Origin of the sequence: Gordonia sp. NPDC003585, from assembly GCF_040610755.1 — a bacterium.
Lineage (GTDB): Bacteria > Actinomycetota > Actinomycetes > Mycobacteriales > Mycobacteriaceae > Gordonia.
On the sequence record NZ_JBEXMX010000008.1, the window covers coordinates 50,226 to 73,494 of the forward strand.

The 23,269-nt window shown below is 65.7% G+C and carries 21 protein-coding genes; 5 read left to right on the forward strand and 16 right to left on the reverse strand.

All coding sequences use genetic code 11. The annotated features are described in order from the left end of the window. Window position 1: 1 nt before the first annotated feature. Window positions 2-1,681 carry an FAD-dependent oxidoreductase gene (locus tag ABZW74_RS03635; protein ID WP_240860704.1) on the reverse strand — a complete coding sequence of 560 codons (1,680 nt, stop codon included), beginning with the start codon at window positions 1,679-1,681 and terminating at the stop codon, window positions 2-4. A 102-nt stretch (window positions 1,682-1,783) separates the two neighbouring features. Between ABZW74_RS03635 and ABZW74_RS03640 the strand changes: the two genes are divergently transcribed. Then, a complete protein-coding gene (locus ABZW74_RS03640) occupies window positions 1,784-2,620 on the forward strand; it encodes an acyl-ACP thioesterase domain-containing protein (RefSeq protein WP_240860703.1) in 837 nt (278 codons plus the stop codon). Here the strand turns inward: ABZW74_RS03640 and ABZW74_RS03645 are convergent. The 12 genes from ABZW74_RS03645 to ABZW74_RS03700 form a co-directional block, all read right to left on the reverse strand. Beyond that, window positions 2,610-3,530 carry a hypothetical protein gene (locus tag ABZW74_RS03645; protein ID WP_355273978.1) on the reverse strand — a complete coding sequence of 307 codons (921 nt, stop codon included), beginning with the start codon at window positions 3,528-3,530 and terminating at the stop codon, window positions 2,610-2,612. The genes ABZW74_RS03640 and ABZW74_RS03645 overlap by 11 nt on opposite strands. A gap of 1 nt (window position 3,531) precedes the next feature. Continuing rightward, on the reverse strand, window positions 3,532-4,074 hold the full coding sequence (locus tag ABZW74_RS03650) for a DUF3558 domain-containing protein (protein WP_355273981.1): 543 nt from the start codon (window positions 4,072-4,074) through the stop codon (window positions 3,532-3,534). Further along, the gene (locus ABZW74_RS03655; protein ID WP_240860698.1) at window positions 4,071-4,607 is read right to left on the reverse strand and encodes a DUF3558 domain-containing protein; all 537 of its coding nucleotides are present in this window, start codon (window positions 4,605-4,607) and stop codon (window positions 4,071-4,073) included. The genes ABZW74_RS03650 and ABZW74_RS03655 overlap by 4 nt, the downstream gene beginning before the upstream one ends. Next, a complete protein-coding gene (locus ABZW74_RS03660) occupies window positions 4,604-5,485 on the reverse strand; it encodes a DUF3558 family protein (RefSeq protein ID WP_240860697.1) in 882 nt (293 codons plus the stop codon). Before ABZW74_RS03660 ends, ABZW74_RS03655 begins: the two co-directional genes overlap by 4 nt. A 261-nt stretch (window positions 5,486-5,746) precedes the next feature. Beyond that, the gene (locus tag ABZW74_RS03665) at window positions 5,747-5,941 is read right to left on the reverse strand and encodes a hypothetical protein (protein WP_240860696.1); all 195 of its coding nucleotides are present in this window, start codon (window positions 5,939-5,941) and stop codon (window positions 5,747-5,749) included. A 136-nt stretch (window positions 5,942-6,077) separates the two neighbouring features. Further along, window positions 6,078-7,958, reverse strand: a complete 1,881-nt coding sequence (locus tag ABZW74_RS03670) for a hypothetical protein (protein WP_355273986.1) — start codon at window positions 7,956-7,958, stop codon at window positions 6,078-6,080. A gap of 135 nt (window positions 7,959-8,093) precedes the next feature. After that, window positions 8,094-10,091 carry a DUF222 domain-containing protein gene (locus tag ABZW74_RS03675; protein WP_355273989.1) on the reverse strand — a complete coding sequence of 666 codons (1,998 nt, stop codon included), beginning with the start codon at window positions 10,089-10,091 and terminating at the stop codon, window positions 8,094-8,096. Window positions 10,092-10,782: 691 nt separating this feature from the next. Then, the gene (gene atzF, locus ABZW74_RS03680; protein ID WP_355273992.1) at window positions 10,783-12,429 is read right to left on the reverse strand and encodes an allophanate hydrolase; all 1,647 of its coding nucleotides are present in this window, start codon (window positions 12,427-12,429) and stop codon (window positions 10,783-10,785) included. Further along, window positions 12,426-14,453, reverse strand: a complete 2,028-nt coding sequence (locus ABZW74_RS03685; protein ID WP_355273995.1) for a 5-oxoprolinase/urea amidolyase family protein — start codon at window positions 14,451-14,453, stop codon at window positions 12,426-12,428. The genes atzF and ABZW74_RS03685 overlap by 4 nt, the downstream gene beginning before the upstream one ends. Before the next feature lie 38 nt (window positions 14,454-14,491). Then, window positions 14,492-15,157, reverse strand: coding sequence for an urea amidolyase associated protein UAAP2 (locus tag ABZW74_RS03690; RefSeq protein ID WP_240861278.1), 666 nt, complete (start codon window positions 15,155-15,157; stop codon window positions 14,492-14,494). Window positions 15,158-15,171: 14 nt separating this feature from the next. Then, on the reverse strand, window positions 15,172-16,011 hold the full coding sequence (locus ABZW74_RS03695) for an urea amidolyase associated protein UAAP1 (protein ID WP_355273999.1): 840 nt from the start codon (window positions 16,009-16,011) through the stop codon (window positions 15,172-15,174). Between the two features lie 103 nt (window positions 16,012-16,114). Beyond that, a complete protein-coding gene (locus ABZW74_RS03700) occupies window positions 16,115-17,662 on the reverse strand; it encodes an amino acid permease (RefSeq protein WP_355274002.1) in 1,548 nt (515 codons plus the stop codon). Window positions 17,663-17,912: 250 nt separating this feature from the next. Here ABZW74_RS03700 and ABZW74_RS03705 point away from each other — a divergent pair, with 250 nt between their 5' ends. Beyond that, complete coding sequence (locus ABZW74_RS03705; RefSeq protein ID WP_355274005.1) at window positions 17,913-18,560, forward strand: helix-turn-helix domain-containing protein; 648 nt, start codon at window positions 17,913-17,915, stop codon at window positions 18,558-18,560. Here ABZW74_RS03705 and ABZW74_RS03710 read toward each other — a convergent pair. Beyond that, the gene (locus ABZW74_RS03710; protein WP_240861284.1) at window positions 18,526-19,032 is read right to left on the reverse strand and encodes a DUF4188 domain-containing protein; all 507 of its coding nucleotides are present in this window, start codon (window positions 19,030-19,032) and stop codon (window positions 18,526-18,528) included. The genes ABZW74_RS03705 and ABZW74_RS03710 overlap by 35 nt on opposite strands. 50 nt (window positions 19,033-19,082) lie before the next feature. On the opposite strand from ABZW74_RS03710, the gene ABZW74_RS03715 reads away from it, so the two are divergent. From ABZW74_RS03715 to ABZW74_RS03725, 3 genes are read left to right on the forward strand one after another with little or no spacing between them, the layout of a single operon-like run. After that, the gene (locus ABZW74_RS03715; protein WP_240861402.1) at window positions 19,083-19,679 is read left to right on the forward strand and encodes a TetR/AcrR family transcriptional regulator; all 597 of its coding nucleotides are present in this window, start codon (window positions 19,083-19,085) and stop codon (window positions 19,677-19,679) included. A gap of 10 nt (window positions 19,680-19,689) precedes the next feature. Beyond that, window positions 19,690-20,193, forward strand: coding sequence for a MarR family transcriptional regulator (locus tag ABZW74_RS03720; protein WP_240861286.1), 504 nt, complete (start codon window positions 19,690-19,692; stop codon window positions 20,191-20,193). A 60-nt stretch (window positions 20,194-20,253) separates the two neighbouring features. Beyond that, window positions 20,254-20,406, forward strand: a complete 153-nt coding sequence (locus ABZW74_RS03725; protein WP_355274009.1) for a hypothetical protein — start codon at window positions 20,254-20,256, stop codon at window positions 20,404-20,406. A 204-nt stretch (window positions 20,407-20,610) separates the two neighbouring features. On the opposite strand, the gene ABZW74_RS03730 is transcribed toward ABZW74_RS03725, so the two are convergent. Both ABZW74_RS03730 and ABZW74_RS03735 read right to left on the reverse strand, forming a co-directional pair. Further along, window positions 20,611-22,044 carry an AarF/ABC1/UbiB kinase family protein gene (locus tag ABZW74_RS03730; RefSeq protein ID WP_355274012.1) on the reverse strand — a complete coding sequence of 478 codons (1,434 nt, stop codon included), beginning with the start codon at window positions 22,042-22,044 and terminating at the stop codon, window positions 20,611-20,613. Then, window positions 22,041-23,240: a cytochrome P450 gene (locus tag ABZW74_RS03735; RefSeq protein ID WP_355274015.1), complete on the reverse strand. Its 1,200-nt coding sequence runs from the start codon at window positions 23,238-23,240 to the stop codon at window positions 22,041-22,043. The genes ABZW74_RS03730 and ABZW74_RS03735 overlap by 4 nt, the downstream gene beginning before the upstream one ends. Window positions 23,241-23,269: the final 29 nt, after the last annotated feature.

The following is a 23,269-nucleotide window of genomic DNA, read 5'->3' on the forward strand; positions in this document are numbered from 1 at the left end:
ACTACTGCGCCGTTCCGGCGGCGGCCGACTCGAAGTCGGTGATGCTGACGAACTTGAGGCGCTGTTTCCCGGCGGCTCGTCCGGCGCTCTTCTCTGCCGCGTCGATGGCTTTCCAGCCGTCGAGCGCGATGCGGTGCGCGCCGCGATCGGTGACGAGGTCGGTGACGTCGTCTCGCGAGGTCGTCGGGTCGTCGATCGTCGCGTCGACGAAGTCCTTGAGCACCGCTTCGGCGGTCTCGTGCCCGCACATCCGATTCATCCCGATCCCTCCGGTGGCTCCGCGTTTGATCCAGCCCGTCACGTACAGGCCGGGCATCACATTCCCGTCGGCGGCATCCTGCACCCGCCCCTCGGTGTTGGGCACGACGCCGCGCCCCTCATCGAAGGGTAGATCGGTTACCGGCACCCCGCGATATCCGATGGCCCGAAGCACCAGCCCGGCATCGATGTCGAAGCGGTCCTCGGTGGGTGTCACAGCGATCCGACCGGCGACTCCCTCGGCGTATGCGTTGCGCACACAGGCGAGCTTTTCGACGGCGTCGGTCCCCTCGATCTCGACCGGCGACGTGAGGAAGCGGAACACGATGCGCTTGTTGCCCGGTGTCTGGGGTCGCTCGGCGAATTCGCGGGCGAGCCGGATCTTGGTGGCGATCGTCGAATCGAGCGTGTCGTCGTCGAGCGCGGCCTGCGTCGCATCGTCGAGGACGAGTTCGTCGGGGTCGATCACCACATCCACGCCCTCGACGTCGCCGAGCGCGAGGAACTCGCTGTTGGTGTAGGCCGCCTGGGCGACGCCGCGCCGGCCGAGAAGCACCACTTCGTCGATGTTCGAGTCGCGCAGGGCGGCGACAGCGTGCTCGGCGATGTCGGTCTTCGCGAGGTCGTCGGGGTCGGACACCAGGATCCGCGCGACGTCGAGCGCGACATTGCCGTTGCCGACCACCACCGCGCGCTCCGACGACAGGTCGACGTCGAGGTTCGCGAAATCGGGGTGCCCGTTGTACCAGGCGACGAACTGGGTGGCGGGCAGCGAGTTGCGCAGGTCCTCGCCGTCGATGCCGAGCCGTTTGTCGGTGGCGGCGCCGACCGCGTAGATCACCGCGTGGTACCGCGCGACAAGTTCGTCGTGGCTGATGTGCTTGCCGACCTCGACGTTGAGGAAGTACTGGAAGTTCTTCTTGGCCGCGACCGACGCGAAGGTCTTCTCCACACCCTTGGTGGCTGCGTGGTCGGGGGCGACGCCGGCGCGCACGAGGCCGTACGGCACGGGCAGGCGTTCGAACATGTCGACCCTGACCGACGGCTTGCGCACCAGTTCTTCGGCAGCGTAGAACGCGGCCGGGCCGGCGCCGATGATCGCGACGTGCAGTTCCTTGTCGGGCAGCTGCGGTGCCTTCTTGGGCGGCACCAGCCCGCCTTCGACGTCGTGATCCTTGTAGTAATCGGCGTTGATCTGCAGGTACGGCTCGTCGCGTTCTTCGAGAGAGTCGTCGGGGATGATCGCCTCGACCGGGCATTCGTCGATGCAGGCACCGCAGTCGATGCAGGTCTCCGGGTCGATGTACAGCGACTCGGCGGTGAAGAACTCCGGCTCGTCAGGCGTCGGGTGGATGCAGTTCACCGGACACACGCTGACGCAACTGGCATCGTTGCAACATGGTCGGGTAATTACGTGCGCCATCTGCTGTTTCCTCGGAATCCGATACGTGGAACGTGTTCTAGTTTTCGGGCTGAATGTATCTTAACCAGAAACCCGCCGCCGTCCTAGGAGAGGACCCGCTGAGTGAAAGCGCCGACCCCCGTGCCGCCACCGTTCGAAGGGCTGTCCGAACGCAAGGAAGGTGCCCGGTATTTCGAGGGCGAATACCGGGTACGCACCGGTGATGTCGACCAGGAGATGCGGGTCCGTCTGGATGCGGTCGCACGCTACCTGCAGGACGTCGCCAACGACAACATCGAGGTCACCGAGTTCCGTGACACCGATCCGTTCTGGATTGTGCGTCGGACCATCATCGACGTGATCCGTCCGATCTCGTGGCCGGCAGGCTTCACCGCGCAACGCTGGTGCGGGGCTCTCTCGACCCGGTGGACCAACATGCGGGTGCGGCTGCAGGCCGACCACGAGACCAACCGGTTCAATCCGGATCAGCGCGAACCAGGCCTGATCGAGACCGAGGCGTTCTGGATCAACGTCAACGAGCAGGGCATGCCGTCCCGCCTCACCGACGACGCTTTCGAGATGCTGTCGGCCATGACCGACGAGCATCGGCTGCGCTGGAAGTCGATGAACCCCGACAAGGCGCCCGCGGCCGACGACATCGAGCTGCCCGACCGGCCGCACGTCCTGCGCATCACCGATTTCGACCCGTTCAAGCACCTCAACAACGCCGCTTATCTGGAGGCGGTCGAGGACGAACTGGTGGACCATCCCGACCTCGTCGACGTCCCGCATCGGGCGGTCATCGAGTATCTGCGTCCGATCGTGCCCGGCACACCGCTCACGCTACGACGCGTGCGGGAAGCCGACCGTCTCCTGATCTGGATGCTCATCCCCGACGATGCGGGCGAGCTTCAGGTCGCCGCGACGGTCTCGGTGTCGAAGCTGCCCGTCACAGCCTGACGACGTAGACGGTTCCGTTCTCGCTCGCCACGACGAGCCGGGTGGGGTCGCCGGGCGTGGCCGTGACCGCGGTGAGTGGTGCGCCGACGTTGACCGCGCACGAGCTGCCGGTCCGGACGTTCACGACGTAGAGCTGTCCGAGCGTCGTGGTGACGGCGAGCTTTGACGGTCCGATCACTGCGAGGTCGTCGACGAGCCCGGGGAGCGGCGCGGTGAGGTCGGCGACCGCGCGGGCGCGTTCGGGATGCGCGAGCGGCACCGCGATGACGCGGCCGGTGAGGCTGGTGGTGAGGGTGACGTAGAGCGTGTCGCCGTCGATGGCAGCGCCGTTGATCCCGGTTCCGTTGACCGTTGCGGTGGGTGCCACGTTCTTCGGTGCGGCGGCCGACCAGCGCCGGTCGATGCTGCCGTTGGGCTTCAGTCGGACGACGCCGAGTCGGCTGTCGGAGACGTAGGCGTTGCCGGCCTTGTCGAAGGCCAGGCCGTTGGGCATACCGAGGCCGCGAGCCCATGGCTTCGCCACCGGTCGTGGCGCGCGTGGGTCGATGGTGACGATGGTTCCGGTCAGTGGTCCGACGGGCAGCATGTTCGTGGCCGAATTACCGGACGTGACATACAGTTTCCCGCGCGGACCGGTTCGGATCGCGCCGGGCGCGGTGACCGGTACCGTCGCGGTGAGCCGGTTGTTGCGGTCGTAGCGCGCGACTGTGCTGTCGAGGGATCGGGTCACCCAGAGGTTGCCCGCGGCGTCGTAGGTGAGGTTCTCGGCCCACCCGGTCGGCGATGGTGACGGGATGAGGGTTCGGACTGTGGCGCTGCACGTCGGTGCCGCTGTTGCGGGCCCGGCTACCGCAACCGACCCGATGGCCCCGAAGGCCAAGGCCGCCATCAGGGCAAGGATTCGTCGCATCTCACTGTCCCCCGCTCAGTACCAGTTCCATCAGTTTTATCGGCGCCGCACAGGCGTCGGCCGGTGCCGGACCGCGAGGTTCGACCCACCAGGTGAAGATGCCGCGACTCGGCGCGCGGGCGGTGACACCGCAGACCGACGGGCGGTTGGAGTCGCGCTGGGTGAACGCGGTCTGGCTGGAGATGCGGATGTTCTCGGTCTGGTAGCCGAGGCGTTTGGCGGTGTCCTTCTCGACGTTGAGGTTGCCCCATTCGAACCAGTTGAACGTCACGTTCGAGACGGTCGGGCCGTTGACGACCCAGCGGCAGATCGCGCCGAAGAACGTTCCACGGGCGAAGGCGTCCGGGCCGCCGACGACTTCGGCGATCTGCTGGGTGGAGAGGATCTCGCATTCGAGGGTGAGTTTGTCGTAGCGGTCGGTGTCGACGTTGCCCTTGGTCTGCGACGTCGACGGACTCGCGTCGTTGTTGTTGTCGTCGGAGCAGGCTGTGAAGGTGACGAGCGCGAACAGTGCCACGACGAGGAGGGAGAGCACTCGTTTCATGACGCACGCTCGATGGACATTCGGGACAGCTGTTTGGCTGCCGCGCAGATCTGGTCGATGGCTGGTCCCCCCTCGGCTGGGCTGACGCCCGATCGGACCGACCACTCGAAGAAATCGGCGTCGAACTGTATACCGATCTCGCAGATGGTCGGGCTGGACGCGATGAACCCGCGGTGGCCGTTGATGTCGACGTCGACGACCGTGTCCTTGGACAGCTGGACGGTCGCGCGTTCGCGGCCGATCGGCGATCCGCGGTACCAGTTGAACGATGCGACGGATGAGTTCTGCAGCGCGTCGGCGCTCCACACGCAGGCCGACGGGTTGTTGACGGTGTTGGCCATCTGGCCGAAGCCGGTGATCTGCACGACCTCGTCGGTGTCGACGCCGCCGCATGCGCCGAAGAACGGTCCGGCGCCGGCGCGTCCGGGGGCGGTTGGCCCCTGCGGTCCGCCGGGGTCTGCGGTGTCGTCGTCGGACGAACATGCGGTGAGCGCGAGAGCAGCGATCGTGAGGACGGTCAGCCACCTGATCATGACGCTCGCTCGATCGACAGGCGGGACAGTTCCCGGGTGGCCTGGCAGACCTGCTCGACGGTCTGGCCGCCGTTGGTGCCTGCGCTGACTGACCATTCGAAGAAGTCGGCGCCGAATTCGATGCCGACCTCGCAGATGCCCTCCGCGTCGTGCGCGATGAAGCCCCGGTGGCCGTTGATCTCGATGTCGGTGGTCGACGCGCGGGAGAGTTGTTCGGTGGCACGTTCGCGGCCGATCGGCGATCCGCGGTACCAGTTGAACGACGCCACCGGCCCGGTGCGTGTGCCGCTGCTGTCCCACTCGCACACCGACGTGTTGTTGATGGTGTTGGTGAGGCCGCCAAGCCGGGTGATGGAGATGACCTCTTCGGTGGTGACGCCGCCGCATGCGCCGAAGAAGGGCCCCTCGCCGGCGCGGCCGGGCGCTGTGGGGGTGGACGCTTTGGCGGGGTCGGGGGTGTCGTCGTCGGACGAACATCCGGCGATGGCGAGTGCGACGACGGCAACAAGTGCGATGAGGAATCCGCCGCGTAGTTGATCGAGTTGTCGCCGTTCACGTTTCGTCGGTCGGCCGGCGCCACGGTCGCGTCGGGGCTGGCTTGCGACGATCTCACGCGGGGGTGGTGGCGGGCTGCGGTCGATGTAGCATTCGGCGGCCATCGGGGCGGACACGCGTTTGCTGATGAGTTTGGTGACTTCGACGATGCGTTCGCGTCCGGCCAGGCGCACCCGGATCTCGTCGCCGGGGACGATGGGTTGTGCCGGTTTCGCGGTGGCGCCGTTGACGCGGACGTGCCCGCCGCGGCATGCGGCTCCCGCTGCGGAACGGGTCTTGGTCAGTCGGATCGCCCAGATCCAGGCATCAACGCGGGTGGACACGGTTGGCTGGTGCTCCCTCCGTCGCGCCGACTGGTTCGGTGGCCACCACTCTAGCTGTGCGATCTCGATATACGGCCCAAGGCGTGTCTTCCATTGCTTCTGCGAGGGATTGGCGGAGCCGATTATTTCCTGGCAAGGCGGAGGAGGAAGCGATAGCGCCAGCTATCGTGACCGACGACAACGCCGCCAGGGGAGAATCGGGCCGTCAAGAACCGCAAAGGGCAATGGGAGACACGCCCTAGGATCGCGGGCCGTCGTGTGTCAGCTCTTGCGCGTGAGGAGGTAGTACCCGACTCCGCCTGCGACGACGGCAAGGATGAAGGCGAGCCAGAAATTGGTGAGGAACCAGACGACGCCGAACACGACGATGGCCGGCGAGATGGCGGCGAGGCTCATACCCGGATGCTGGCGGACGACCTGTGACAGGGCCTGACTCTTCTGCCGATCGATCTCCATGGCGCGCTCCTCTGCTCGGGCGGTGGTCTCCACTGTAGACGCGCCGCCCGGGTTGCCGGGTTCTGGAATGGATGACGCCCCGGCGCGGTCGGGGGTTCCGCGCCGGGGCGTCGTTTGTGGGGATGGGCTGGCCGGCCTAGCTTTCGTTGCCCGATCCGTTGTTGGAGCTGTTGCTGCTGTTCGAGTTGCTGCTCGAGTCGGAGCCCTTGTTCTCGGAGGAACCGTTGTCGTCGGACTTGTTCTCCGATGAGCCCTTGTTGTCGGACTTGGTCGACGAGGAGTCCTTGTTGTCGGAACCCTTGTTGTCGGAGCCCTCGTTGTCGTTCTTGCTTTCCGAGCGGTGCTTGCCGACGTAGCCGCCCTTGTTCTCCGACCGATGCTTGCCGACGTAGTTGTTCGACTGGTCCTTGTTGTCAGTCGAATTGTCGGTGGTCGTGGTTGTGGTGTCTGCAGTCTTGTCGGTCGTGACCTCGTCCTCGGTGGTGTCCACCGGCGCAGCGAGCGTGGTGACCTTCTCTGGTTCGGCCTCCGTGGTGTCGTCGGTGGTGGTCGTGGTGGTACGCAGCAGACTGGGCGACGGAGTGTCGTCGGTGGTCGTGGTCAACGACAGCGGGGAGGCGGTCGTTGTTGTTGTGGTGCTCGGGATCTCGATTGGACCGATTGACGAGATACCAAAGGGGAACTTGTATTCAGGCAGGTTCACGACGGGAACGATCTCGCCCGTATTCAGTGCCGCGAAGGTAATCACCGGAACCCCAAGGTGGTTGGGACGATCGACCCCGTTAACCTCAACCTCCGGGTTAAGGGTGATCTTCTGACCCAGCCACTCGATCGTGATCGGATCCTGAGATCCATAATCGCTTGTCAGACGCAGGAAATTGCCGCTGAAGAGATCGTAGTCACCGCCGATCGAAAGTCGCGCGAAATCCTTGCTGAGCGTAAGAGGTTGGCCGTTAAGTAGTTGCGTGATGACCTGGGTGAAGACTCCGGTTGGGTCGAAGAGAATCCCCGTCGGATCGGTGAGCCCGAACTGGAGCTCGTTGTTCACAGCGTTCCACCGGAAGTCCAACGTGCCCGCGATGTTTGCACAAGCACCCACACCTTCTGCGTAAGCACCGGTGAGGCCCCCGTAGCAGCTGACGGAGCGCACTGCAGGAATCGATGGAAGCTTGATCTCCGCGAGATCCAGAGGTGTCAGCGTGTTATCGCCGAGAATGGTGACAGGAATCTCGTCGGTTGTCCACGCGTTGGCCATCCCAATCAGCGCGAAGGATACAGCTGTGCGCTCTCCACTCGCGCCTGCGGTCGCCAAGCTCAAGGGCAAGAATGAAATCGCCGTTGCTTTGCCACCACCCGATGCCATAGCGAACTGGAAGCCATCGCCGATCACCTTCGCCGACCCAGACGTGACAGGTGGGCCAGGAATCGGGAAATCTATACCTACAACGTCATTGACGATTCCCGCCGCCGTGGTGTAGGCCGCGGCGGCTACCAGGTACTCGGCCAGATCAGCAGAATACTGAGCCCAGCCCGGCACGGTCTGCGGGTAGCTGGCCCACACAGGCGCAACAGGCGGGTTGTTGAAGTAGTTCTGAAGTGATTTGTAGAGCGCGTCTTCCTCGGTGTCACTGTCTACCCGAGGAACCAACTCAATTCGGTCCGGCATGACGATGGCGATACCTGTGCCGGTCGACATTGAACAATCTGCACCGCCGCTCGTCCCACCCGTGGCGCACAACTCCATGCGAAGAGACTTCGCCAATTCTTGCGTGAGTTCGTTGTTGGCTAGTTGGGCAATGATCTCACCCAGTTGACCGGCCGGATTCTCGATTTCAACGCCGCCGACGGTCACGGCCATCGCCGGCGCATCCGCCATGACCTGCCCGGCCCCCACGGCAGCAACCGTCGCCAATGCAGCAACGCCCGCGGCCACGCGGCGGCCGCGTTTCTCCTCGCGGTTGCGGCGCCTCGCTTCCTTCTCAGAACGTCGAATTGCGTTGCGCCCCAACCTGGTCATGCGTCCAACTTTCCTTAATGGAACCTTAACGACCGTTATTCAAGCATGAGCGATCCCCAAGGTGTGCGATTTGCAAGATTTCCTCAAGAGTCGCGGATTGAGGCGAAAATTCTATGGGTCAGCCGACCCACACCACTAGAACGGCGGTGGGGGTTCGGCTTCGATGCGGAGTCGGTTACGGAGGCGTTCGCGTTGTCGGCGGAGGTGTTTGTCGACGGTGCGGGGTCGGCGTCGTTTCTTGGGGAGTTCGCCGGTGCCGTCGAAAATGACGCGGGGTCGGGTGCGGGTGTCAGCGGGCTGCCACCGGATTCTGCCGAGGGCGGGCACGATGTCGATGATCGAGTCGGCCCGCCCGGGCAACACGAGTCCTTCGGGGGTGATCCAGGTGGTGTGCGGGCGGCCGTGTTCGTCGAGGACTTGGTCGTCGATGAAGTCGGTGAGGGTTTTCGCCAGGTGGTGGAATCGGCATTTGGCGCCGATCCCGGCGGGGTCGGTGTGCCCACCGGCGTACGGGTCGTCATGGTTGTACTCGGAGACATGGTCGAGTTCGCATTCCCAGGCCGGTTTGGTGCAGCCGGGAACCGAACACGTGCCCTCACGGGACAGGATGTAGGTGATCAGCGCGGTCGAAGGCCGATACGGATCCGACGGCAGATGCGGCGCAAGACCCGGCAGTATCGCGCTCGGTGGCAGTGGTGTGGGTTCGGGTTCGGGGATGCGGCGCCAGAAATCCGGGTTACCCCTGGTGGGTTTCTCACAGTTCACGGGCTTGTCAGTGGCCGGCTTCGATGGCTTCTCACCAGGCCCTTCGAGGCCCTGCGATTTCGATGCGGTCCCGGCTCGCAAGCTCGCCCGGTCCCTACTCAATCCGGCGGCCAGGGCTCCTCGCACCTCAGGGAGCGGGGGGATGCCTTCGTCGACCGACGCTGCTTCGGGCACGTCACAGACCGGTGGCGTGGTGTCCGACGCTGTCTCGCCAGGCCCTTCGAGGCTCGTCGCTTGCGCTCCTCGCACCTCAGGGAGCGGGGTGGTGGCGTCGTCAGAAAGGTCACCTGGCGGGGCCGTAGCCGGCTGGGCTGGTGCGGGTTGGGGGTTGATGGGTTTGATGACCGCGTCGGGGCGCTGGGCGAGTTCGCGGGCATGCTCGGCCGAGATCACCCCGTACCCATTCATATGCGCCGGGGTGGTGTTCGACTCGTCGGTCCGCGTGGTTTCCTCACACACCACATGCAACACGATCCGCGCCTGGGCCGGCGGCAGCGTTCCGGGTTCGGGAATCTCGGCATCACACTCGGCACGCCCACACTGGCATTCAAACCGGGTGCCCGACAACAGGGCGAACGCCGCATCGGAGTTACGGGCCCGCTTCCCCCGGCCGTCCTTGGAGCACACGGTGCCCGCCAACGCCTGGACCGCGGCGACCGCGATGCGCGCGTTCTCCGCGGTCATCGACGCCGCCAGAGTGGCCATCCCATCGCCGAGATCCTCGACCCACACCGCCCGCTGGCCCTTCGCGTGCTTGCGGCGCTCGCGGACCGCTTCGGGGTCGTGGCGGAACACGATCCGGTCAGCCAGATCCCGGATCGCTTGGGGTGACCACCGGCCGCGGCGTTTACGGAGTTCTCTGGTGATCTCGGCATCCACCTCGCCAATGTGTTCACCGTCCACCAGATCGGTGCGGCCGACGATCGCGACGGTCTGCGCCTTGGTGAGCACACCGTCACGCAAACAGGCCGACACCAGCGGAAGCCGGTCGCGTAGGGCGATCGCCTCGCCCAACAGACTTTCGGCCGTCAATTGGGAGATGGCCAGCGATGCCGCGATCCGCATCGCACACTGGGCGCGCTGATCGATCCAGTCGGTGTCGTCATCCATCGTCGGCTCCACCAGCCGGGTATGCAATTCAGCGGCAACCTGATACGAGCTCCACGCCAAGAACGATCCGCCGTGTGCGGCCTGCTCGAAGGAGGCGACCAACTCGTTGATCGACACCGCCTCCTCGTCCTCGATCACCGCGAGATCGGGCAGCCCCAACACCGCAGCATCAATCTGCGGCCACTGCACCGTTGCTGCGGTGTCGGCCGACTCTTGATCCTCGGACGCCGATTCTTGATCCTCTGACAAAGCAGTCACCCCCTTCCCCGATTCACTGGATTCAGACTAGAACACGCCACCGACAATTCCGTTCGGCCAGACTCTGATCGGTAGAGGTACATTCGAAATGGTCGACTGTGCAGCACGTTTCCGGATAAACGTCGTACATCTGAATCCCTCCCCCAATTGCTGAGTACAGGGTAGAACACAGCACCGACAATTCTGTTCGGCCGCGACTTGTTCGTTGACTGTGCACTCGAAATCGTTGACTGTGCGGCACTTCCCGACCGAACGTCGTACATCGAAATCCCTCCCCGACCGACTTAGTACAGGGTAGAAGAAGGCACCGACAAGAACGTCACGCGTCGAGTGACGTTGATACACAGCGCGTGTTGGACTTGGTAGGAGAGCTCGCGGCCCTTCGAGGCTCCTCGCTAGCGCTCGTCGCACCTCAGGGAGCGGTAGGAGCGTCGGCATAGCGCCTCGAGCACCTCAGGGAGCGGTAGGAGCGTCGGCATAGCGCCGCGAGCACCTCAGGGAGCGGTAGAAGGGTCGGCTAGCGCCTCGAGCACCTCAGGGAGCGGTAGAAGGGTCGGCTTGGCGCCTCGAGCACCGCAGGGAGCGGATGGAGAGACCAACCTGCGGGAATCTGTACGCACCAGCCGAGTGAAGTGGATAGTGCACTTACACAAGCTGACTCGTACAGATTCCCCACATGAAACGGGGTGGGTCACCAACGATCGCGGTCAAGGGGCTCCCCGGCTGCACCAGCATCGGCGGCGCAGCCGAAGCCGACCACCCAACGGCCGTCGGACAATTCGACCTGCCCGAGCATCATCGGCGAGGGAAGGTCGGCGAGGAAGGAGCCCAGCGCCGACGGTGACAGAGTCCAGATCTCACCCTGGATCGCACGTCCGTCGGACGGATCGCGGATCAGACCCGGCTTGGGTGGCGTGGTGGACAGGGCAACGAGACGGTACGACGGCGCGGTGGTCACCTCACCGACCCAGCGAGCGCCGCGGTCGGAGAGTTCGTGAGTCAGCGGACCGCCACTCATGTGCGCACCGAAAACAGCAAGTTCGACGGCGGGAGCGACGGACTCGGGCCAGGAGGCGGCGGGCGATGCCGCGCCCAGACGCTGGGCCAGATCTACGAGTACCGCGTCCTCGTGTGCCTTCGCCAGCAGAGTGATGCCGAATTGCGCTTGACTGCCGTCGCTTTCGTCGACGACGCCCGACGGGATGGCGAGGCCACACAAGTCGAAGAGGTTGCAGAAGTTGGTGTAGGTGCCCATCCGGGAGTTGACGCCCACCGGGTCGGCAACAACGTCGGCGAGGGTCGGATGCATGGGTGCGGTCGGGACGATGAGCGCGGTAGCGTCGCCCCATTCGGTCATCGCCAGCTCCCGCAGCTCGTCCAGCTTGCGGTGTGCGCGAAGCAGATCGACAGCCCCGAATCGATTCGCGGAACGGATGATTCCCGCAACGGTGGGGTCCAGATCCGAGCCGCCGCCGTCGATGTACTCGCCCACGGCGTCGTAGCGCTCCGCGACCAGCGCGTCGTCGTACAAGAGCTTGGCAGCGGCCAGGAATGGCGACAGGTCGATGGTCTTGATCACCAGGCCGGCAGACTCTGCGCGCGACACCGCGTCGGCGAAGGCAGCACGCCAGTTGTCATCCAACGACGGCAATTCGGCTGGCACAGCAACAACCGGGCGCTCCGGCGCGGCCAGAAGAGTCGGCGTACCGAACGGTCGCGGGCCACGCGCACCGGCCATCGCGGCCATCGCGGCGTCGGCGAGATCGAGGGTCGCGGCGAAGATCGTCACCGTGTCATAGCTGGCGCACGCCGGGACCACACCGTCGGTGGAGATCGCACCGACGGTCGGCTTGATCCCGACAATCCCCTGCAATCCCGCGGGAACCCGACCCGAACCTGCGGTGTCGGTACCTATCGCAATGTCAGCGAACCCGAGCGCGACAGCCACCGCAGAGCCGGAGCTCGAACCACCGGAGATACGGTCGGGACGACGCGAGTCACGCGCCGCGCCATAGGGACTGCGTGTTCCGACGAGGCCGGTGGCGAACTGGTCAAGGTTGGTCTTGCCGATCACCACCGCCCCCGCCGCCTTCAACGCAGCGACCGCGGGTGCGTCGACATCAGGTGTGTAGGCGTACCCGGGACACGCAGCCGTGGTGGGTAACCCGGCCACGTCGACATTGTCCTTGACCGCCAACACCATTCCGGCGAGCGGGCCGCCACCCGCGACGGACTGCGCGAAATCTGCGGAAACCTCATCGCGAGAACGCAACGTGATGAACACCTCGGGGCGATCGGCGGCAGCGATTCGGCCGAAGATGTCGTCGATCTTGCTCATGCCACTTTCCCTTTCGCAAACTCGCCCTGCAACGACCAGCGTTGACGCTCCTCGGCCCGCGCAACCTCCATTGTCTCCCGTTTTGCCGAGATGTCGACGGCCTGCGAATCGAGGAATTGCTGATGCTCGGCCAGCGAGAACACTCCGTCGGTGATCCGGGTGCTGTCGCCACGACCGGCGGCGACGTCGGCCCGCATGTCGATCAGCTCCTCGGCACTCACGGGATACCAGCGGATCTGGTCGAAGAAGCGCAGCAGCCACGGGTGCTCGGGGTCGAATCCCGGTGCAGGCAACGGATGCCGATGATTCCACACCTGCGTCGTGCGGCCGACGAACTGATATCCGCCGGGTCCCTCCATGCCGTAGATGCACAGATACGCGCCACCGATGCCGACGGCATTCTCCGGCGTCCACGTCCGGGCCGGGTTGTACTTGGTGGTCACGAGACGATGCCGAGGATCGAGCGGAACAGCAACCGGCGCACCGAGATACACGTCACCGAGGCCGAGCACCAGATAGCTGGCGTCGAAGACGGTCCGGTAGACGTCGTCGACCGAGTCGAGCCCGTTCATGCGACGGATGAACTCGATGTTCCACGGACACCACGGCGCATCCGACCGCACGCCCAGCATGTAGCGTTCGATGGCCTCGCGGGTGGCGGGATCGTCCCACGACAACGGCAGGTGCACAGTACGACTCGGCACGACGAGATCCTCAGCCGCCGGGAGCTGGCTTTCACACTCGGTGAGCCACTCCAGCATCGACGCCTGCGACCACACATCCGGGTCGGCCTTCACCTGCAACGACCGAATCCCCGGGGTGAGATCGATCAGACCCCTGGGCTTTTCGGCCGCGATACGCTCACTCAGCGCCTGCACCCGGGCACGCAGCGCGAGATCGAGCCGCATGTCGCCATATTCGACGAGGATGTTGTCGTCGCCGCTACGCCGATAGGTGACGGCCGTCGACCCGTCCGCGGTCGACGTGGTGCCCAGAATGCCGTTGTCCGTGTCGCCACCGGCCGACAGCACGGGCACGAACGACGCGCGACGCCCCAACCCCAACTCGGTGGCCGACGCCGTCGCATCGCTGCGGACCGCCACGAAACGCACCGTGTCGCCGGGCTTGAGCTGCCCCAGCTTCCACCGTTCCGCGCTGGTGACCGTCACCGGACACACGAACCCGCCGAGGCTCGGACCATCCGGCCCGAGAAGAATCGGAGTGTCACCCGTGAAGTCAAGCGCACCAACGGAATATGCGTTGTCGTGGATGTTCGACGGATGCAGACCCGCCTCTCCCCCATCGGTCCGCGCCCACCGCGGCTTGGGGCCGACGAGGCGGACACCGGTGCGATCGGAGTTGAAATGCACCTCGTAATCCGTGGCGAACAGATCGTCTATGTCGTCGGGCGTGAAGAACTCCGGCGCCCCATGCGGGCCGACTGTCACACCGAGCTGCCACGCGTTGGTCATCGCGGGTTGCTCGTCGAAGAGGATGCGGCGAGCCCTTCGAGGCTCGCAAGCTCGCACCTCAGGGATCGGGGACGGCTCGCACACCGGACTCGACAGCTCGTCACCATCGTTCAGCCGCCGACCGTCCTTGCCGCCGAACCGGCCCATCGTGAAGGTCGAGCGGCTACCCAGGTAGTCCTCGGCGTCGAGACCACCCGAGATCGCCACGTAGACGCGCATTCCCAGGTCGCCGACCGCTCCCACGTCGAGTGTCGACCCCGCGGCGATGCGCAGCGGAACCCACTGCGGCACAACCTTTCCGTCGACCCGAACGATCACCGGGGCACCGGTCACCGCGACCACCGCCGGCTCGTCGAACCGCAGCGCCGGCCCGGCCAGGGTGACCTCGAGACCGGCTGCGGTCTCGGCATTTCCGACCGCGACGTTGGCCAGCCGGAACGACAGATCGTCCATCGGGCCGGACGGCGGGACGCCGACCTTCCAGTACCCGACGCGGCCGGGCCAATCCTGGATGGTGGTCAGCGGACCCGCGCGTAAGACGGTGATTGCCATGGTGGAACAGAGCTCCTGTGGGAAACGAACGAGAAAGGTCAGGACGGCCGGGTCACGATGACGCGAACTGCGGTCGGATCGAAACCGTTGCAGGGGTTGTTGATCTGCGGACAGTTGGAGATCAGGACGAGCGTGTCGACGTCGGCACGCAACGCCAGACGCTTGCCCGGCGCCGACAAGCCGTCGACGATGCCGAGCGAACCGTCCGCGTCGACCGGCACGTTCATGAAGAAGTTGATGTTGCCGACCATGTCGGCCTTCCCCAAACCATGCCGACTGCCCTCGATGAGGAAGTTCTCCACGCACGCATGCTGATGCTTGGTGTGGTGTCCGTAGCGCAGCGTGTTGGATTCCTGCGAGCAAGCGCCACCGACGGTGTCATGGTTGCCGACCTCGTCGGCGACGATGGTCATCAGCGGGTTGGCTTCCTGATCACGGATCACACTGCCCGTGGTCAGAAAGATGTTGCCCTGCACGGCGATCGTGGCCTGCGCCGAGTAGCGGATCGAGTGGTCGTGCGCGCCGAAGAACAGCGTGTCGACCGCCTGGTTGCCGTACAGATCGACGATGGTCAGCACATCGCCGGCAGCGACGACGCCGGACCAGGGCCCGCGGTCGCCGACCTCACCGTCGTAGACGACGGTGCCGGGCACCAGGGCAAGTTCCTCGGCAGGAGCAGAAGCGAAATCTGTGGTTGTAGTCATCGTGGTGTTGGTAGTCACAGTGCATTCCAGACATCTTCGGAGTTGGCCACGGCGCGTTGGTATTCGGGATCGGTGTTCTCGACGTCGGCGAGCAGAGACGTCAGGTCGTTGGGTGCCTTCCACGCCAACAGTTCGAGCGGTCCGGTGTCGAAGGTGGGCGACGGATCGAGCGGGTGTGCGGTGTTGACGATCGCCACCACACACGGGAGGTGCAGGATCAGGTCGACCGACTTGTCGAGCCCCGCCGAACCCTTCGACGTCAACGTTCCGTCGGCCTCGACCACGACACCGTGGAAGAACGACAGCGACGGCGCGACGTCGGTCGGCGTGAGCCCGTGCTTGGCCGCAGCCAGCGTGAACATCTCCCGGCCCGCCGGTGACGCGGAATGCACATGACCGTCACCGTATTTGGCGGTGTTGCCGACGAGGGTCGAGGTACCGCACAGCGCGTCGTGGTGAGCCGACTCGTCGGCGACGATCGTCGCCAGCGCACGCCCCTGATCGCTCAGCAGCGGATGCCCGGTCGACAGGTACGCCTGCCACGGCACCTTCACTGTGTCGGCGACGTTGAGGCGCTCCCACGGGGCGTCGGCGCGCCACAGCAGGATGTGCGCGCACGCAGATCCGGCGATGTCACGCAACCGGATTCGCGTGCCACGCGCCAGCACCTTGCTGGTGTAGCGACCGCCGGGAATGGTCTCGGCCCAGGTGAGGGTGGACGGGTCGACGTCGACGGGAGGGTTGGGCCACTTACTGGCCGGAACCACCGGCATCGAGTCGGTGATCGCACCGGCCTGCGACCGCGCATGCTCGCGGGCGCCGGCAGTGGTGCCGGTATCGGTGATGGTGCTCATGGGTGTTACTCCTTGGTTGTAGCAGGTTTTCGAGTTGTGGGTCGCCGGCCCTTCGAGGCTCGTCGCTAGCGCTCCTCGCACCTCAGGGACCGGAGGGCGAGTGTCAGGCGCCGACGGTGACCGGCTTCGGGTGCTCTTTGCCGCGGGGGTAGCAGGCGATGCCGACCAGGACGGTCGCGACGATGCAGATGGGGCCGGCCCAGCGCAGGATGGGCATCTCACCGCTCGGGTCGAAGACCTCGGCGCGCGGCCAGGCCAGGTTGATCACCATCAGCGTGCCGTAGGCAACCGCAAGGATGTTGACGATGATGCCGAAGCGGCCGAGCCCGAACAGCTTCTTGCCTTCCGCGTCGACCGCGACACCGCCGTTGGGCCAGCCCTGGAAGCGGCGGTAGAGCATCGGCGCCGTGACCGCGAGGTAGGCCAGGTAGATCAGGATGATGCAGACGCTGGCGAGGGTCGCGAAGATCGCCGAGTTGCCGACGTTCACCAACAGGATGCCGATGCACAACAGACCGATCAGGATGGCCGGGAGGATCGGGGTGCCGGTGCGGCTGTTCACGTGAGACAGCTGCTTGGAGAACGGGAGTCGGCCGTCACGAGCCATCGAGAACATGAGGCGCGAGCACGCGGTCTGGATGGCCAGGGTGCAGATGAAGATCGCCACGGCGACGTCGCACAGCAGCACCTTGCCCCAGAAGTTGCCGAGCACCGAGTCGAGCACGTACGGCAGGCCGCCGGTCGCAAGCTCCTCACCCAGGGTCGGTGCCGCCATGAGGGCACCGAGCAGCATCAGTCCGCCGCCGATCGCGGAAACGGTCAGCGCCATCCGGATGGTGCGCGGGGCGACGCGACGCGGGTTCTTGGTCTCCTCGGCGAGCTCACCGGCCGAACCGAAACCGACCATGACGTAGGCGGCCATCAGACCGGACACGATGAAGGCCCAGATGTAGCCCGGCTGCGTTCCGGGAACTCCGGTGTCGAACACCACGCTCGGTCCGCGCTGAGCGTGGGTGAACAGTGCGAGGATCACGGCGACCACACCGACGAGCTCACAGGTGACGCCGATGTTGTTGACGCGGCTCATCCAGGTGACGCCGACGCAGTTGATGGCGGTGACGATGACCAGCAGGATCGAGCCGAGGAGCACCGCGTTCGCCGCACCGCTCGAGCTGGTGAGGTCGGGATCGTCGCCGATGATCTGGAAGCCCGACCACACCGTCGGCAGCACCACCTGCAGCGCGATCGCTGCCGCCGACGCGGTGACGATCTGGGCGATCATCATGAACCAGCCGCCGAACCAGCCGATCACCTCCCCGCCCATGCGTCGGGACCACTGATAGATGGCGCCGGAGATCGGGTAGCGGGCCGCGATCTCGGCGAAGCAGAGCGCGACGAGGAACTGGCCTGCGTAGACGATCGGCCAGGTCCAGAAGAAGGCCGGACCGCCGAAACCGAAGCCGAGGCCGAAGAGCTGGAAGATCGTGGTCAGGATGGACACGAACGAGAAGCCCGCGGCAAACGATGCGAACTTGCCGAGGGAGCGGTGTAGCTGCTGGTCGTAGCCGAATTCCGACAGGTCGTCGGCGTCCATGCCCGTGGTGGGAGACACGGGCTGCGACGTTACGCCGGTAGATGCGGTAGAGGTCATCGTGTGTGGTCTTTCTCTGCGGTTTCTCTCTGGGGGGAGCTCACCGTTGAGCGGTTTAACTGTCAGTTGATAGATAAGCGTCTCGCTATTTCTATCACATGACAGAAATGTTGCAAGCCGGGAAACTCGCGCAACGAATGCGTTACGCGCCGCAGGTCAGCGGGCCGGGTGGCCGCACGGGCTACACTCAAGGCTCGGAATCCACCCGAAATCCCCACTCAGATGCTCCGCCGCACAGAAGGGCCGGGACATGACCCCACGGTCGGCGTCGCGCCGCACGGTGGCCGGTCCGGGCCGACCCCGACTCGTCGAACCCAAACGCCGCGGCGAGACCGCTCGTGAGGAAATCCTCGACGCCGCAGCCGAACTCTTCACCAGCCGTGGATACACCGGCACGTCGACGCGCATGATCGCTGACGCCGTCGGCATCCGCCAGGCGTCGATGTACCACTATTTCGCCACCAAGGACGACATCCTCGCCGCGCTGCTCGAGACCACCGTCCTCACCCCGCTAGACCATGCGCGTCGGCTGCTCACCGAGGAACGGCCCGCGCTCGAACGACTCCTCGATCTCGCCCGCTACGACGTCACACAACTGGCGTCGTCACGCTGGAATCTCGGCGCGCTGTACCTCCTGCCCGAGGTCCGCGACGAGCGGTTCACCGAATTCCGGGCCGCCCGACGCGAACTCGCCGACATCTACGCCAGACTTGCGACCGAGGCGCTCGGCACCGCGTCGGACAAGCGAAACCTGTTGCCGTTCAGGCTGGTCGAGTCCGTCATCATGATGCGGGGCGACGAAGCGCGCGGAGAGTTGGGCGAGCACACCGCCGCCGGCCTCGTCGACACCATCGTCGGCGCGATCAAGATGCTGCTGGAGCACGACCCGGCGCGTTGACCCCGGAAGCGGCCATCCGTTGCGCCGCCGTCCTCGATCCCGCCGCGATGGGCCGACGCCCGACCGCCTTGCTCAGACCCCACGGTGGCATCCCGCTGTTGATGGTCTCGTGCCGGTCGATCTCGTAGGTCTCGTGCCAGATGCCGACCGCGTTCTGGTCGGCGAAGTGCTTGTTGAACCACTGCCACGCCGGCCGATGTGGTGCCGCGGAGTCGGCGGCGAAGGCCTGGATGTCCGCGGCTGATCGCCAGTAGGTCACCACCAGCGGCGACGGAACGAGATACAGGTGATACGAGAGCAGCCCGGCCTCGCGATGGCGTTCGAGATGCTTGAGCATCCTCGGCATCGCGAAGAACGTGTAGGTCCACGCGCGGATGCGCCACGGTTTCGTCACTTTCATGCCGATGAGGAACAGCGTCGTGCCGTCGGGTGGCGTCAGGTTGGTCATTCTCGCGGCGTCGGGCTTGGACATGGCGAGCCTCCTGGTTTCAAAACGATGTTATGAAACAACGTTATGGAATAATCGGCCTCGTGGCAAGACCCAGAATTCATACGAATGACCTGCGCGACCAACTGCTCGACGAAGCCGTTGCGATCGTCGCGGCTCATGGCATCGGCGCGCTGTCGTTGCGGGACGTCGCGCGGGCCGCCGGCACGTCGACGACCGCGGTGTACTCCCTGTTCGGCAGTAAGGAAGCCCTGGCCAGAGCCGTTCAGGTGCGGGCACTGGAATCGTTCACGGCCGCCGAGCATGCAGTCGCGCAGGCCCCCGACGCCGCCGGCGACATCGCGAACCTGGGCACCGCCTACGTCGGCTGGGCACTGGCAAACCCGAAGCTCTACGCGTTGATGTTCGGCGACGCGCTGACCGGTATCGCGCCGACCGACGAGTCCACCGCGGCGGCCGAACGCGCGATCCAACCACTGCGCGACGGCGTCGCACGAGCCATCGAGTCCGGGGTGTTTCGGAAAGCCGACGTCGCGACCGTCGCCGCATCGCTGTGGGCGCAGGTGCACGGCATGGCACTGCTGCTCCTGTCCGGCCACTACCCCGCCGACGCCGATCCGGTCGTCGCGGGTGGGGCCATCGTCCAAGGTTGGCTGGCACAACCCGATTAGGCTGTCCCCCATGGCAGGCCGCAGCATGAGTTTCGACCCGATCGCACAGGCACAGGCGAACTGGACCCAGGCCGGGTGGGGCGACGTGGCCGACGGGATGGTCGCGGTCACGTCGGTGATGCGCGCCCACCAGATCCTGCTCGCCCGCGTGGAGGCATCGCTGCGCCCCTACGACCTCACCTTCTCGCGCTTCGAACTTCTTCGGCTGCTTGCTTTTTCACGCCAGGGAGCGTTGCCCATCACCAAGGCGTCAGACCGCCTGCAGGTGCACGTCACCAGCGTCACGCATGCGATCCGCCGGCTCGAGGAGAACGGACTCGTCCAGCGTGTCCCCCACCCCACCGACGGTCGCACCACCCTCGTCCAGATCACCGAACTCGGACGCTCGACGGTCGAGGACGCGACCAAGACCCTCAACGCCGAGGTGTTCGCCGACGTCGGCATGAGCGACGACGAGATCGGCGGACTGGTGTCGGCGATCCAGTCACTCCGACACCACAACGGGGATTTCTGAACAGGGGCGACTTCCCAGCCTGCTCCACTCGGATCGCCGGCCACCATAGAATCCCCGAGTATGACGATCGCCTACTGGATCGCGGCCGTACTCCTCGGTGCGTTCTTCGCCTATGCGGGCGCGCTCGAACTCCTGCGTACGCGCGAGCAACTCGGCCCGGGCGCCGTCCGAAGTGACACCGCCGGGCATCGGCATGCAGATATACGCATCTGAGGACTCAACGGTGTCATCTGGGACGGCCGTCGCGTGGTCATCGACATCGGGAGCACGATCCGCCTCAAAAAGAAAGTAGGGGAAGAAGATTCCGCCCCTACCCTTGGTGTCCTCCCCGAGAAATTTCTAGCGGAAGACCATGAACCCCGGGGAAGAAGTTCTTCCCCTAGATTTTGCGACCTGGCGATCAGGCATTTCCCCAGGTCAGCGCGGATCGAGCCCGAAGGGTAGGCCACGCTCGCGGACCCACGCGGTGTGCGCCTTGGCGAGATCGCTTGTTGGTTCGCCGATGCCGTCGAGCGCGTCGGACTGTTCGCGGGTGTCGAAGGTCGCGCCGAGTCCGCTGAGTACCGCGTTGACCCCGAGGCTGATCCGGGCGAGCATGACGTAGTCGCTGGGCACGCTCATGCGGCGGAAGGCCACGCTTGCCGGACCGTCGCCGATGAAGGATCGCAGCGCGTCGCCGCTGTCGTCGGCGACAAAGGAATGCGGCTGCTCGCCGAGCGATGCCCTACTCATCATCGCCCACCACTCGAAGACCTGGTCGGCGGTCAGATCGGCGTCGGTGTCGAGGAATCCATGCCGGTTCGCGAGGCGAAAGACCTCGTCGCGATCTCCCGCGAGAGTCGCCCGATAGGTGTGCACGATGCCGGTCCGCACCCACTCGGGAAACTGTTTGACACAACCGAAGTCGACGAAGCCGACACTCCCGTCGTCGCCGAAGCGGTAGTTGCCCGGGTGTGGGTCCGCGTTGAACAGACTGCCGTGGCGGTAGGCGCCGAACGCGAAGTAGCCGATCACCTCGCCCCAGTGGTTGCGCAGGTCCTGATCGGCGGTGAGGGCCTCGGACCACCCGACGCCGTCGACGTAGCTCATCGTCAACACCCGGTTGGTCGAACGGTTCGCGACCACCTCGGGTATCCGGATGAACGGATGTCCGCGGTACAGGTCGGCAAACCGGCTGATGCTTCGCGCCTCATGCCGATAGTCGAGTTCCTCGGCGATGCGCTCGGACAGTTCGGCGGCGGCCGCGCGTTGATCGGTGCGAAATGCCCTGGGGGTCAGCGACATACTGAGTTTGAAGAAGGTCGCCAGCAGTTCGGTGTTGGCCAGGTCGTGACGAATCGCCTGCGCCACACCGGGATACTGCACCTTGACCGCCACCCGGCGCCCATCGGGCAGCCACGCCACATGCACCTGACCGATGGAGGCAGCCGCCATCGGCTCGGGCGAAAAGCCCGCGAACAACTTCTCGATCGGCTTCCCCAGTTCGGCTTCGACGATCTCGCGTGCGGTGTCGGCGTCCATCGGTGGCGCGTCGGCCTGCAGGCGACGCAACGCCTGCTGGTAGATCGCCAGCGGCCCGTCTGTGGGCCCTGAACCGTCGAAGGTCGACATGAGTTGCCCGGCCTTCATCAGGACACCTTTGGAATGCCCGAGCAGATCGGCATAGCGATCGGCGGTGCGACGATGGAAATCGTCGACGGCCCCTTCGTTTCCCGCCCGCTGGCGCAATCCGGCCACCACACGACCGCCCGCCGACCGGGCCGCGAATCCCACCACGGGAATGGTGCGACGCACACGGCCCGCGCGCACCTCGCCGAAGCGGTCGGGAGCCTGGGGCGCTTCGTCGGTCATGATCGGGATCCTTTCAGGAATCTCATCGGCAGGGAATGCAGCCCGCGGAGCAGGCGCGAGTCGCGCAGCACCGGCGGGCCGTCGAGCACTGGCTCACGACCGATCAGCATCCGCAGCGCCACAGTCACCTCCAGACGCGCCAGCGCCGCGCCGAGGCAACGATGGGGACCGTGTCCGAACGCCAGGTTCGGTTGTCTCCCATCGCGATCGAGACGGAACTGGTCGGGGTTGTCAAAGACATCCGGGTCGCGGTTGGCGGAACCGAGGACCACGATGGCCCGGTCACCGGCCCCGATGGTGTGCCCGCCCAACTGCTGCGTGAACGTCGCCACCCGGAAGACGGCCTGGGCGGGACCGTCGAGCCGCAGCATCTCGTCGAGCACGGCGGGGTCGTCGGCGTCGATCCGATCGATCGGTCGCCGACCGACCGGCCCGGTCAGCAGTCGGGCGATCCCGCCACCGAGCAGGTTCGCGGTGGTCTCGTGCCCGGCGACCGCCAGCAGGATCGCGTTCATCACCACCTCGTCCAGATCGAGACGCGGATCGGTCGCCAGCAGACTCAGCAGGTCGTCGCCCGGTTCGGTTCGACGCTGTGCGGCCAACGGCAGGAACTCGGCGACCAGCGCGGCGAGCGCACCGGCCGCTGCGGGGGCCGCCTCGGCATCGAGGATGCCGTCGAGCGCCGGGGCGATGGCGGCCGCCTCGGTCCACAGCGTCTGCGCCGCAGGCAGATCCAGACCCAGCCACTCGGCGATCACCGCAATCGGAAACGGCTGGGCGATCTCGGTCATGAAGTCGAAGGGGGTGCGCGTTCCGATCGGCGCGATGATGTCGTCGGCGATGGCCACGACGCCGTCGGAGAGCTGCGCGATGTACCGGGGAGTGAACACGTCGCGGACCGAATCACGTTGGCGCGCATGATCGTCGCCGTCCAGAAGGAGCATCGTGCGGGAGAGCGGCGGCTCGGCGATGCCCAGGGCATCGAGTCCCTGCCGATTCACCTCGGACGCCATCGGATCGCTCGTCCACCCGCGCCCGGTCAACACCGACCGCGCGGCCTCGTATCCGAGGATCAGCCACGCCCCCGACGCGTCGTCGTGGCCGACGGGTCCGTGCAGCGCGCGCAGACGTGCGTAGTCGGCCGGCGCCCGGTCCGATGACCAGGGAAGTTGAGCAGGCCCGAGTGCGGTACTCATTCCCGACTCCTTCCCAAGTGCTCACTTAG